Annotated in this window: 11 protein-coding genes and 1 pseudogene; 6 read left to right on the top strand and 6 right to left on the bottom strand. The window is 67.6% G+C overall.

All coding sequences use genetic code 11. The annotated features are described in order from the left end of the window. Positions 1-45 precede the first annotated feature (45 nt). On the bottom strand, positions 46-1,230 hold the full coding sequence (locus ACWETB_RS18180; RefSeq protein WP_449743230.1) for an ATP-grasp domain-containing protein: 1,185 nt from the start codon (positions 1,228-1,230) through the stop codon (positions 46-48). A 98-nt stretch (positions 1,231-1,328) separates the two neighbouring features. On the opposite strand from ACWETB_RS18180, the gene ACWETB_RS18175 reads away from it, so the two are divergent. Then, positions 1,329-2,531: an MFS transporter gene (locus ACWETB_RS18175; protein WP_449743231.1), complete on the top strand. Its 1,203-nt coding sequence runs from the start codon at positions 1,329-1,331 to the stop codon at positions 2,529-2,531. Positions 2,532-2,544: 13 nt separating this feature from the next. Here ACWETB_RS18175 and malQ read toward each other — a convergent pair whose 3' ends face one another. Further along, positions 2,545-4,707: a 4-alpha-glucanotransferase gene (gene malQ, locus ACWETB_RS18170; RefSeq protein WP_452212727.1), complete on the bottom strand. Its 2,163-nt coding sequence runs from the start codon at positions 4,705-4,707 to the stop codon at positions 2,545-2,547. 129 nt (positions 4,708-4,836) lie between these two features. On the opposite strand from malQ, the gene ACWETB_RS18165 reads away from it, so the two are divergent. Then, entirely contained in the window at positions 4,837-5,451 is a 615-nt protein-coding gene (locus tag ACWETB_RS18165) for an isochorismatase family cysteine hydrolase (RefSeq protein WP_449743233.1), read from the top strand. A 21-nt stretch (positions 5,452-5,472) separates the two neighbouring features. Here the strand turns inward: ACWETB_RS18165 and ACWETB_RS18160 are convergent, their stop codons facing one another. Both ACWETB_RS18160 and ACWETB_RS18155 read right to left on the bottom strand, forming a co-directional pair. Beyond that, on the bottom strand, positions 5,473-6,855 hold the full coding sequence (locus ACWETB_RS18160) for an FAD-binding oxidoreductase (RefSeq protein WP_452212725.1): 1,383 nt from the start codon (positions 6,853-6,855) through the stop codon (positions 5,473-5,475). Between the two features lie 49 nt (positions 6,856-6,904). Beyond that, a complete protein-coding gene (locus ACWETB_RS18155; RefSeq protein ID WP_348804395.1) occupies positions 6,905-7,549 on the bottom strand; it encodes an SDR family oxidoreductase in 645 nt (214 codons plus the stop codon). Between the two features lie 142 nt (positions 7,550-7,691). On the opposite strand from ACWETB_RS18155, the gene ACWETB_RS18150 reads away from it, so the two are divergent. The 3 genes from ACWETB_RS18150 (at position 7,692) to ACWETB_RS18140 (ending at position 10,565) form a co-directional block, all read left to right on the top strand. Continuing rightward, the gene (locus tag ACWETB_RS18150; RefSeq protein ID WP_348804396.1) at positions 7,692-8,165 is read left to right on the top strand and encodes a MarR family winged helix-turn-helix transcriptional regulator; all 474 of its coding nucleotides are present in this window, start codon (positions 7,692-7,694) and stop codon (positions 8,163-8,165) included. A gap of 64 nt (positions 8,166-8,229) precedes the next feature. Beyond that, entirely contained in the window at positions 8,230-10,044 is a 1,815-nt protein-coding gene (locus ACWETB_RS18145; protein WP_348804397.1) for an MFS transporter, read from the top strand. 233 nt (positions 10,045-10,277) lie between these two features. Then, positions 10,278-10,565: a hypothetical protein gene (locus ACWETB_RS18140; RefSeq protein WP_348804398.1), complete on the top strand. Its 288-nt coding sequence runs from the start codon at positions 10,278-10,280 to the stop codon at positions 10,563-10,565. Here ACWETB_RS18140 and ACWETB_RS18135 read toward each other — a convergent pair. Next, the gene (locus ACWETB_RS18135) at positions 10,555-11,391 is read right to left on the bottom strand and encodes a helix-turn-helix transcriptional regulator (protein ID WP_348804399.1); all 837 of its coding nucleotides are present in this window, start codon (positions 11,389-11,391) and stop codon (positions 10,555-10,557) included. The genes ACWETB_RS18140 and ACWETB_RS18135 overlap by 11 nt on opposite strands. A gap of 101 nt (positions 11,392-11,492) precedes the next feature. Between ACWETB_RS18135 and ACWETB_RS18130 the strand changes: the two genes are divergently transcribed. Continuing rightward, the gene (locus tag ACWETB_RS18130; protein WP_348804400.1) at positions 11,493-12,236 is read left to right on the top strand and encodes an SDR family oxidoreductase; all 744 of its coding nucleotides are present in this window, start codon (positions 11,493-11,495) and stop codon (positions 12,234-12,236) included. A 27-nt stretch (positions 12,237-12,263) separates the two neighbouring features. On the opposite strand, the pseudogene ACWETB_RS18125 reads toward ACWETB_RS18130, so the two are convergent. After that, positions 12,264-12,763, bottom strand: a pseudogene (locus ACWETB_RS18125) (HNH endonuclease); the annotation flags it as partial.

The following is a 12,763-nucleotide window of genomic DNA, read 5'->3' as shown; positions in this document are numbered from 1 at the left end:
GTGATGCGGTCGTCGACCGGAACCCCCGGCTCCCGGCGATCGGCGTCAGGCGATCGGCGAACCGTCGTAGAGCACGTCGAAGAACTGGGTCGCGACGAGCGTCTCACCCTTCTGACGGTTGATACCCAGCTGTTTGCGGTAGGCCAGGATGTGCTGCAGCGACAACGCCGAATACAGCAGCGGCATATGGTCCTTGCGCTGGTCGTAGACGCCCTTGGCGCCCTTGGCCGCGGCGACGTTGCCGCGGGCGTGCGACGGATGCATCAGTGCGTCGCGGATGACGGCGGCCTTGATCATCTTCTTACGGCCCGGCGGTACGACGACGAGCCCGCCGGGGTTGAACAGCGCGGTGTCGAACTCCTCGGCGGTGGCGACGGTGCAGCCGGCCGTCGGACGCGGGTTGCACTCCACCATGTGATGCACACCGTCGTCGGTCATCAGGTAGTCGAAGGAGAGTTGACCGTGCCAGTTGAGTTCCCGGGCGATGCGCTGTGCGGTCTCCAGCGACTCCGGCGAATCGACGGACTGGAAGATCACGCCGCCGCGGTTGTCGATCGCGAGGGGATGCTCGTAGCACGAGTGCAGCACCACCTCACCGTGGTGGACGACGCTCCAGCTGCAGCGGTCGACGCCGGAGAGGAACTCCTGCACGAGCCACGGGTCGTCGGCGCTGGGGTGAATGTCGTCGAGGTCGGTCTCGCCGGCCAGCGGGCCGGTGTTGGTCGCGATGTCCAGGCCGCCACGGCCGAAGGCGGCGCGGGCGAACCAGTGATCCCAGTGCCCGGCGGCCGCCCGCAGTTCGTCCTGGCTGGTCGCGGTGATCGTCTCGGCGACGGGCAGGCCGAGGGTGCGGCACAGGTCGGTGAAGCTGACCTTGTCGTGCACCCGGCGCAACGTCTCCAGGTCGGGGAAGAAGAGTTCGATGTCGCGCCCCTGGGCGAGCCGATCTCGGTGTGCGGCGAGGTAGAAGACGTCCTCGAACATCGGCAGCAGCCAGTTGATCTGGTACTCATCGAGGATCTCGACCACGGCGTCGACGAAGGCCAGGGTCTCCTGCGTGGGTGCGGGTACCGTCACATGCTTGCTCGCGCCCCGCGAGTGACTGCCGGGGGCAGCGCGGAAGGTGTCGGAGGCGACGACGAAGCGCCCGGTCTCGCCGAGTTTGTGGATCTCGTCGACGGCAAAGGGCATTCGGGAGGTGGTGGCGAGAATCAGCGGATCTGTCGACATGTTTGTGAAGGCTAGCGCACCCGGTGGCCTTGTCCGCGCCACGTCGTGTCTGATTCTGTGCCGGAATAGATCGACGAGACCTCGTGCTTGGATGAGGCATGTCCGCTCACCGCACGATCGGCCCCTCGGCCGCATTCACCGCCGCGGTCGCCGCCTTCGCGGTGGTGATGCTGGGAACCACTCTCCCCACCCCGCTGTACGCGATCTACGGCGCCGAACTGGACTTCGGGGTCGCCACGACGACCATCATCTTCGCGGTGTACGCCGCCGGCGTCATCACGGCGCTGATCGTGTTCGGCAGGTGGTCCGACGTCGTCGGGCGCCGGCCACTGCTGATCACCGGTGTGGCGCTCTCGGCGATCAGCGCGATCATCTTTCTCGCCGCGGGCGGACTGAGTCAACTCCTGGTCGGCCGCATCGTGTCGGGGTTGTCGGCCGGGATCTACACCGGCACCGCCACCGCGGCGGTGATCGAACTCGCGCCGCCGAATTGGCGATTCCGGGCACCGGCGATCGCCACGGCCGCCAACATCGGCGGGCTCGGCCTGGGACCGCTGCTCGCCGGCGTGCTCGCGCAGTACGCGCCGTCACCGTTGCACACCGTCTTCGTCGTCGACCTCGCGTTGCTGCTGGTGGTCGGGGTCGCGATCTGGTTCATCCCGGAACCGGCCCGGCCGACACCCGGCGCGCGCGTGGGAGTGCAGCGGCTGTCGGTGCCACCGCAGGTGCGTGCGGTGTTCACCGGGCCGGCCATCGCGGCTTTCGCCGGTTTCGCGGTGTTGGGGACGTTCACCGCGGTCGCACCGTCGTTCCTCGCCCACGTCATCGGGATCGACAATCACTTCATGGCGGGCGCCCTCGTCGCCATCCTGCTCGGCACGTCGGCTGTCACCCAGATCGTGGGGCGGCGCGCCCCCACCGGGACCGCCCTGATCGCCGGTTGCGCGGCGCTGACCGTCGGGGTGGGGGTGATCGCCTGGGCGCTGGCCGCCGAGTCCCTGCCGCTGCTCATCATCGGGGCCGTCATCTCCGGTGCCGGGCAGGGCATCTCGTTCAGCAAGGGCCTGGCCGCGGTGGTCGCGGCCAGTCCGGCCGATCGTCGGGCCGAGGTCACCTCCACCTACTTCGTGGTCGCCTACGTCGCCTTGTCGATCCCGATCGTCGCCCAGGGACTCGCCGCCGCCCGGTGGGGGCTGGTCCCGACGGGCATCGCCTTCAACATCGGAGTGGCGGTGCTGTGCGCCGTCGCCGCCGCACTGGTTGCCATCGCCATCCGGCGCGGGGCCACGGACGTCGACTGAGCGGCGGGGCGGGTCAGGCCCCGGCCGACTCCCCGCCCACCCCGACCGCCTCGAGCGCGGCCACCAGTGACGCGAACCGCGCGTTGGCGGGCAGGTCTTCGACGAGCACCGGACGCCGTTCGTCGTCGGCCAGCGGGATGCACCAGTTCGGGTACTGATCGGCGTCGGTGCCGGGCTGATTCTGGATGCGCCGCTCGCCCACCGCATCCACCAGTGCGACGCTGAGCAGCACCGACGGGCTCGCCGCGATCAGCTGATAGAGAGCGTTGATCGTGTGTTTGTCGGTCAGCGGGGTGTCGGGTGCAAGCAGACCACGTTCGATCGCCATCGCCAGGACCGCGTCGCGGTCGCGTTCCTCGCGGGCCCGGTCGTCGTCCTCGCTCTCGGTGAGTAGGCCTAGTTCGGAGCGCAGCGTGATGTGGTCGCCGGCCAGGTATCCGACCGTCGGCGGGAGGTCGTGGGTGGTGACCGCGGTCAGGCACAACTCGCGGTAGCGTTCCGGCGGGATCGGCGCGTACGGGCCGTGCTCGAACCACAGGATCGAGCAGCCGAGGATCCCGCGGTCACGCAGTGTGTCCTGCACCGAGGGTTCGAACACCCCGAGATCCTCGCCGATGACGACGGCACCCGCGCGTTGCGCCTCGAGCGCGAGGATCCCGATCAACGCGTCGTGGTCATAGCGGACGTAAGTGCCGTCGGCGGCCGAACCGCCGTCGGGGATCCACCACAGCCGGAACAGTCCGAGGATGTGGTCGACGCGTAGTCCGCCCGCGTGCCGCAGGACTGTGCGCAGCATGTCGCGGTACGGCGCGTACCCGGCCGACGCAAGCTTCTTCGGATGCCACGGTGGCTGATTCCAGTTCTGTCCCTGCTGATTGAATCCGTCCGGGGGCGCTCCGACCGTCGCCCCGGCCGCCAGGACATCGCCGAGCATCCACACGTCGGCGCTGTCGCGTCCGACGCCGACCGCGAGGTCGGCGATGATCCCGATGGACATGCCCGCCAACCGGGCCGCGCTCTGCGCGGCGGCGAGTTGTTCGTCGCAGATCCACTGGAGCCAGGTGTAGAACTCGATGCGGGTGGCCAGTCGCCGACGCTGGCGCGCCACATAAGCGGGATCCCGTAGCTTCCCCTGCCATTTGGGACTGTCCGAACCGAACTCCTCGACCAGCGCACACCAGGTGGCGAAGTCGGCGAGGCCGTCACCCTCGCGGCGCCGGAACGCCCGGTACGACGCCTCCCGGGCGGCACGTCGAGGCACCTCGTGGATCAACTCGAGCGCCGTCAGTTTGGCCCGAAATGCCTTGTTGCGCTTGATCTTCTTGGTCGACACATTGTCGCTCACAAAGCCTTTGGCCAGCCGGTCGATCAGTTTGCGGTGCCGCTTGGGCAGATCGGCCACCTCCGGGATGTCGACGACGGCGATGCAGAGCGGATTGACGAACCGCCGCGTCGTCGGCAGGTATGGGGAGTTCTCCACCGGGGGCACCGGCTCGGCGGCGTGCAGCGGATTGACCTGGATGAAGTCGGCGCCGTAGGTGCTGGCCGTGGACGCGGCGAGTTCGGCGAGGTCGGCGAAGTCTCCGACGCCCCACGACCGCGCCGACCGCACCGAGTACAGCTGCAGTGCCAGGCCCCACCGCTGGTCTCCGATCAGGTCATCGGCGGTGGTGAGGTGACGCGGGGTGACGATGAGTGGGGTGGTCTCGGTGCGCCCGGCCGCCGGATCGGTGGCGGTGATCTCGTGATAGCCCGCTTCGAGGTCGGTGGGCACGGCGAAGCTGGCACGTCCGGTGAGGACACCGTCGACCTCGACCGGTTCCCACCAGTAATCGACCTGATGCGGGCGACGCTGCACCCCGGATTCGGTGGTGATGTGCACATCGAGCGGATTGCCATGTGGCACATGGACCCAGAAGACGGCGCCGGCACCCTCGGTGACCACGGTGACCGGCGGGAGGAAATCCCGCCAGGGCGCCACCTCCGACTCGGCGATCGACCGCTCGATCTCCTCGTCGGAGCCGACGGCCACGCCCAGGGCGGTCAGCACCGACCTCAGAGTCTGATCGCTCACCGTGTGTTCGAGGGAATCCCATCCCACGAAGCTGGTGGCCACTCCGCTGCGGCGCGCCAACTCTGCCAACCGTGCATCCACGTGATCGGTCACGACTTGCATCGTCTCACCGACGACGGGTCCGCGCGCGGCTTGCCGCCAAAGGCTTCCGTGGTCTTCCATTGACTATGGCGCAGATCACCCGGCATTGTCTTCTGGGAGCCACCCCGCATCGCGCGAAGGAGAATCAGCATGACCGACACCCTCACCCTCGACCCCGCCACCACCGCCCTGGTGCTCATCGAGTTCCAGAACGAATTCACCTCCGACGGCGGGGTATTGCACGAGGCGGTGGCCGAGGTGATGGACAAGACCGACATGCTGGCCAACACCGTCGCGCTCGTCGATGCCGCGCGTGCCGCCGGGGTGACGATCATGCACGCACCGATCACCTTCGCCCCCGGATACGGCGAACTCACCCGCCACCCCTACGGAATCCTCAAGGGGGTCGTCGACGGCAACGCCTTCGTCAAGGGCACCTGGGGTGCGAGCATCGTCGACGACCTGACACCGGCCGACGGCGACATCGTCATCGAGGGCAAACGCGGGCTGGACACCTTCGCCTCCACCAACATCGATTTCATCCTGCGCAGCAAGGGAATCGAGACGGTGATCCTCGGTGGCTTCCTCACCAACTGCTGTGTGGAGTCGACGATGCGCTCGGCGTATGAGAACGGCTATCGGGTGATCACCCTGACCGACTGCACCGCCGCGACGTCGGTGGCCGAACACGACAACGCGATCTCCTTCGACTACCCGATGTTCTCGCATCCGCTGGAGTCGACGCAGGTGAGTGCCGCGCTCTGAGCCTCCCGCAACCGGTTCGGCTCAGCCGAAGATGACTCCCGGGTTGAGCAACCCGTCGGGGTCGAGTGCGTCCTTGATCGCCCGCATGGCCGCGAGGTCGACCGGCGATCGTCCCAGATGTGTCCACGCGGTCTTGGCGCGGCCGATCCCGTGTTCGGCACTGATACTGCCCCCGTGACCCGCGACGATGGTGAACACCCGGTCGGTGACCTCGGTGGTGTGCTCGACCGGCACGTCGAGCAGATTGACGTGTACGTTGCCGTCGCCGGCATGCCCGAAAAGGATGGGGCGGCAGGCGAAATCGAGCTCGCCGGGCAACGCCTCGAGTTCGGTGACGGCGGCAGGCAACTCCCGGATCGGGAAGGACACGTCGAGTTTGACGACCGGTGTGGTGGTGGAGCGGGCGATGGATTCGGTGTGGCTTTCACGCACCTCCCACAGGGCCCGCGCCGGCCCGGGTTCGAGCACCGCGTCGACGATGCCGGTGCCGTTCTCGAGGAGGTCGACCACCAGTTCCTCGGGTCGCCGGCCCCGGACACCTCGAGCAGCAGATAGTACGGGGGCCGGGGTGGCCACCGGCCGCCGGGTTCCGTGCTCGTGCACCAGGTCCAGACCCGCCTGCGTCATCAGTTCGGCGGCCTCCACGGTCAGGCCCGCCTCCCGGGCCTGACCGATCAGGGCGATGGCGTCGTCGACGCGATCGTGCGCCGCCACCAGCACGACGGTGGCCGAGGCGGCGGTGACCAACCGGAACAGCACCCCGGTGATCACCGCGAGGGTTCCCTCGCTGCCGGCGAGGAGGCCCGGGATGTCGTATCCCACATTGTCTTTCACCAACGGCGACCAGCGTCGCAGCACCTGCCCGTCGGCGCGGACCGCCTCGATCCCGAGGATCTGCGCGCGGGTGTTGCCGTGCCGGATCATCCGCACCCCGCCGGCATTGGTCGACACCACCCCGCCGGCCGTCGCGGACTCCCGGGAGGCCAGGTCGACGGGAAACATCAGACCCACCGACTCGGCGCGGGCATCGATCGCGGCGATGGTGGCACCGGCCTGCGCTCCGACGGTCGCGCCGACCTCGTCGACGTCGTCGATGTCGGTCATGCGTGCGGTCGACAACAGGATGAGACCGTCGTCGCCCGGAGCCTCCGGCGGCGGAACCGAACCGCCGACCAGCCCGGTGTTGCCACCCTGCACGCAGATCCTAATCCGTTGTGCCGCACACTCTCCGACGACATCCGCGACCTCGGCGGTGGTGCGCGGCCGGATCACCGCGTCGGCGTGGCCGTGGTAGCGGCCCATCCAGTCGGTCAGATACCCCGCCATCGCGTCGGGGTCGGTGAGGACGTTGGCATCGCCGACGATAGAACGCATCCGATCGAGGACACTCGGGTTGATGGTCACCTCTCCATTATCGACGCCGGGGCCACTCGTGCGGAGGAGTCGGATGTCCTCAGATCGCCTCGGTCACCGGAACGTCGCCGTCGTTGAATTCGATGACCTTGCCGACGGTGTCCGGTGCCGCGATCACCGCGGCGGCGACCTGCGCCACATTGTCCCGGCTCACCTCACCCTTCGAGTCGACCCCGCCACCGACCTCGACGCGGCCCGAACCGGGTTCGTCGGTGAGCCGCGACGGCCCGAGGATCGTCCACTGCAGTGGCGAGTCCTTCAGATGTGTGTCCGCGGCGGCCTTGGCCTCGGCGTAGGCGAAGAACGAATTCTCCTCCGGCACACCGTGATCTGGTCCGGCACCGTAGTAGGACACCATCACGAAACGATTCACTCCGGCCGAGGATGCGGCGTCGATGGTGCGGATCGCCGCATCGCGGTCGACGGCGTAAGTGCGGGCCGGGTCGCCACCACCGGCCCCGGCCGACCACACGATGACGTCGTGTCCGGCCAGCACCGACGCGATCGACGCGGTGTCCAGGTTCTCCACGTCCGCCACCACGGGGCTCGCGCCGGTGGCCGCGACGTCGTCGACCTGCGATTCCGTCCGGATCACCGAGGTCACCGAGTCGCCGCGTCCGGTCAGGATGCGGGCCAGCCGCAACGCGATCTTGCCGTGTCCTCCGATGATCACTACCTGTGTCATGTCGCCTCACTTCGTCGTCGTCGATGAATGTCTGCGTATCTCCCAACGTAGCGATCCGGACTTGTAGTCCGCTTTACCATTCGATTACTTAGCAACAAGCAACTATATTTGTCGGTATCCCACCCACCGAAAGGCGTCCGCCATGTCCGCATCCACCGATGAACTGCGCACCGCGCCGACGGTCGATGTCGCCGTGCTCTACCACCAGTGGGTGCGCATCACACGGGCGTTGCGGGCCGGCGGGCAGGGAAACCTCAGCGCCGGGGTCGCCTCGGCACTGTGGACGATCATCAACCACGGCCCACTTCGCCTCTCCGCGCTGGCCGAACGCGAATCGGTCTCACTGCCGACGATGTCACGGATCGTGGGCAACCTCGAACAGGGCGGTTACGTCGAACGGCTCCCCGACCCCGACGACGGACGGGCCCGCCAGCTCGCCGCGACCCCGGCCGGCACCGAACTCATCAACCACGCCAAGTCGAAGAAGGCGCTGATGCTCGCGGACGCGCTGGACCGTCTCGACCCGCAGACCCGCGCCGAACTCACCCGCGGCATCGCCGCCCTCGCCGACGTCCTGACCGACGGCGAGTGCTCCACGCTCGGAGTCGATCGATGACGCGATCCGACGAGTGACGCCACGCCCCGTCAGCCGACCCAGCCCCACCACGTCAGGAGACACCATGACCGCCGCCACCGCGGCCCCCACGGCTTCCGATCTCGGGCCCCACTACAAGTGGATCGCCCTGTCCAACACCACCCTCGGCATGTTGATCGCGACGATCAACAGCTCAATCGTGCTGATCGCACTGCCCGATATCTTCAAGGGCATCAACCTCAATCCGCTGGAGCCGGGCAACACCAGCTACCTGCTCTGGATGATGATGGGATTCCTCGTCGTCACCGCGGTTCTCGTGGTGAGCTTCGGCCGGCTCGGTGACATGTTCGGGCGCGCCCGGATGTACAACATGGGCTTCGCCATCTTCACCGTGTCGTCGATCTTCCTCGCCATCACCTGGTTCGACGGTCCCGAAGCGGCCATCTGGCTGATCTTCTGGCGCATCATCCAGGGCATCGGTGGTGCATTCCTGATGGCCAACTCCTCGGCCATCCTCACCGACGCCTTCCCGGCCAATCAGCGTGGTCTGGCCATGGGCATCAACGGCGTCGCGGCCATCGCCGGCTCCTTCCTGGGCCTGATCATCGGCGGCCTGCTCGCCCCGATCCAGTGGCACTACATCTTCCTGGTCTCGGTCCCGTTCGGCGTCATCGGCACCATCTGGGCGTACCTGAAGCTGCGCGACACCGGCGTCCGCCGCAAGGCCAAGATGGACTGGTGGGGTAACACCACCTTCGCCATCGGCCTCGTCGCGATCCTCGTCGGCATCACCTACGGCATCCAGCCCTACGGCACCTCCAACATGGGCTGGGGCAATCCCTGGGTGCTGGCCGCACTGATCGGCGGTGCGCTGATGCTGGCCGCGTTCGTCATCATCGAGACCCGGGTGGACAGCCCACTGTTCGAGCTGTCGCTGTTCAAGAACCGTTCCTTCACCTTCGGCAACATCGCGAACCTGATGGCGTCCATCGGGCGTGGTGGTCTGCAGTTCATCTTGATCATCTGGCTGCAGGGCATCTGGCTGCCGCAGCACGGCTACGACTACACCAAGACCCCGCTGTGGGCCGGTATCTACATGGTCCCGATGACTGTCGGCTTCCTGCTCAGTGCACCGGTGTCCGGCGCCCTGTCGGACAAGCTGGGCACCAAGTGGTTCACCACCATCGGCATGCTGATCACCGCCGGGACGTTCGCCGGCCTGATCGCGATCCCGGTTGACTTCAGCTACTGGGTGTTCGCACTGATCCTGCTCATCAACGGCATCGGCATGGGCCTGTTCGCCTCACCGAACCGCGCCGAGGTGATGAACAGTCTGCCGATCACCTCCCGCGGCTCCGGCGCCGGCATGATGACGACCTTCCAGAACGCGGCGATGGTGCTGTCCATCGGGCTGTTCTTCTCGATGATGATCGCGGGTCTCAGCGAGCACCTGCCCACCGCGATGTACGACGGCCTCACCGCCGGCGGAATGCCCTCGGCACCGGCCGACTCCATCGCGCACCTGCCCACGGTCGGCATCCTGTTCGCGGCGTTCCTGGGCGTCAACCCGATCCAGGAGGTCGGTGGCCAGGCGCTACAGGGTCTGCCGCAGGCCAGTATCGATCACCTCACCGGTCTCGAGTTCTTCCCGCACCTGATCAGCGATCCGTTCTCCGACGGTCTGACCGCGGCCTTCACCTTCGCCCTGGTGTGCTGCCTGATCGGCGCCGTCGCCTGCCTGTTCACCGGCTCGAAGACGTCGGTTCAGGAGTCCGTCGACGAACCCGCGGAGTCACTCGGCGAGGAGCTCGCCGCCGTGGCCGCCGACGCCTCCGGCGAGGCCCCCGCGGAGTTGGTGGTCGACGAGTACCCCGAGCAGGAACCCGCGGGGCGCCGGTAGGCGCGTGCTACCGTTCTCGGCGGTACATCGGGGCCCGCGGTGTTTGTGTCGCGGCTGTCTACTCCCCGATTTGTAACATGAGTACGCATGCCGTTCCCACCCGTCGGGTTCTGCCCGAGATCGGCCGGTCCGGTCCGTCCTGAGCGCCGCGATGCCGCCCATCGTGTACGCCTCCCTGGGCAGTTGGGAATTCGGTTGCTGCCGAACGGCTCCCCGAGTCGGGGGCCTGCTGGATGACTGTCACCGGCCCCCTGATGCTGAACGTGTCCTGGCATCCCGGCAATCCGCGGTGGCCGGCATACGACGTCCGGGTCGCGTCGATGTATGCCGACTATCGGCGTTGCCGCGTCGTCGGCGGCGGGATTGTGGCCGTTCCGGGTTCGCACATGTACGTCGAGGTCGACGCCGCGGACGAAAGGATCGGACACCAGCCGATTCCGCGGACCGAATTCGGGAACTTCATCAAGGATGAGTACCTGCTCGGGATCCGGGTCACCCCGCCTCGCCCGCTCAGCCGCTGACCGCCGACAGCATCGCCAGCTTCTCGTGACTGTCGCTGCCCGGTACGGCGGTATAAACCAGCAGGATCTGCGCGGTGTCCGGATCGAGGAGTGTCTGACAGAACACCTCGATGAGTCCGAGTTGCGGATGCACGATCCGCTTCTCGGTGTCGGCGAGCGAGGTTGCGACGTCGTGCCGGTCCCAGAGTTCGGCGAACTCCGCGCTCTCGCGACGCAGCGCATCGGCGATTTCCGCGGCCCGCGAGCGCGGCCCGTCGCGGGTGACGGCGGCCCGCAGGCGAGCGGTGTGGGCGGCGGCGTGATGGTCGTGATCCTCGGCCGGAAATCGACCGCGCGTCTGCGGGTCGGTGAACCATCGGTAGACGATGCTGCGTCGATACCCGGTCAGCACCGAATCGTCACCGAGCAACGCCACCGCCATTGCCGTCTGCCTCAACGTCTCCCCCGCACCGTTGACCACCATCGCCGGGGTGTCGGCGAGCCGGTCGACGATGCGCATCATGCCGGGACTGACATGATCGTCGCGGCTCACTCGGTCGGGCGCGTTCAACCCGGCGAGCCGGAACAGGTGGTCACGCTCGTCGAGACCGAGATGCATCGCCTGCGCGATGGCGGCAACCATCTGATCCGACGGGTGCGGTCCGCGTTGCTGTTCGAGCCGGCTGTAGTAGTCGGTGGACATTCCGGCGAGTGCCGCGACCTCTTCGCGCCGCAGTCCGAGTGCCCGACGTCGCGCACCGGGCGGCAGACCCACGTCGGCGGGTTGCAGTGCTTCGCGCCGGGCACGCAGGAACTGCGCCAGGCCCGCACGGTCGATGGACGTCATGACTCCACTGTTACCCGGTCGCCGCGACCCCGCCCAGGGATCGGCGGTCCCTGGATGACTGCGGCCTGGTGGCCGGTCGGTGAGCGCGATGAAGTGGAGTCATGAACCTCACCGACAACACCATCTTCATCCCCGGCGCCACCTCGGGTATCGGACTCGCCCTCGCATTGCGACTCCACGAGCGGGGCAACACCGTCATCATCGGCGGTCGACGCACCGCACTGATGGACGAGATCGCCGCAGCCCATCCGGGTATCGAGACTGTTCGCATCGACACCGCAGACGCCGACGACATCATGCGGGCCAGTACCGAGGTGCAGACCCGATTCCCCGACACCAATGTCCTCATCGCGATGGCCGGCATCATGCGCGCCGAAGATCTCACCGACCCGTCATTCCTCGACACCGCGGTCGCGGAGGTGACCACCAACATCCTCGGTCCCCTCCGCCTGGTCGCGGCGTTCACCGAATTCCTTTCGGGGACGCCGGGCGCCACCATCATCACGGTGTCCTCGGGACTCGCCTTCACCCCGATGGCCACCACCCCCACCTACAGCGCCACCAAGGCGGCCATCCACTCCTTCACCGACTCCCTACGAATGCAGCTGGCGCCCAACGGGATCAGCGTCCTCGAACTGGTTCCGCCGGCAGTCGCGACAGACCTGATGCCCGGTCAGGCGGAGGCCGAGTGGGCCATGCCGCTATCCGACTTCGTCGACGAGGTGCTGACCCTGCTGCCCGACGCCACCGACGAGATCCTCGTCGAACGCGTCAGGGCCCTGCGGTACTCGGAGACCGACGGAACGCGCCGCGACATGATGGGCGCCTTGGCCCGGTTGCACTGAGCTCCTCTGGGATCTCTACTGGCACGGTCAGATTGGTGATCGGCGTCGTCTGCGGGTGATGGTGCGGTTGTGGGTGGTTCGGCGGGGACGGCGTCGGATCGGTGGGTGGGGGCGTGCTGGTTGTGGCGCCGGTGGTTGGGGTCTGATGAGCGGTGGTGCGATGCTGCGGTAGGTGTGGCCGGTGGGGGTGCGGATGTCGAGGGTGTGGGGGCCGTCGGTGGTGGCGAGGACGGTGTAGGTCCAGCCGTCGGCTTCCTTGGAGTGGTTGTGGTCACTGCAGGTGCCGTCGCCGTTGGTGGCGGTGGTGGCGCCGCCGTGGCGGTGGGGGTCGGCGTGTTCGATCTCTTCGACGGGGGCGTCGCAGTACGGGACGCGGCATCGCTGGTCGCGCAGGGAGATGAAGTGCGCCAGGTTTTTGGGGAAGCAGCGGGAGCGGGCGTCCATGGAGACGAGGGTGCCGTCGGCGGGTCGGACGTAGAGTCGGCGGATGGTGGAGGTGGTGGTGGCGTCGGCGCCGAGGAGGAGCA

Source organism: Gordonia sp. NPDC003950 (genome assembly GCF_053605205.1).
Note: the sequence above shows the minus strand (reverse complement) of the source record. Positions and strands in the feature narration are given on the sequence as shown.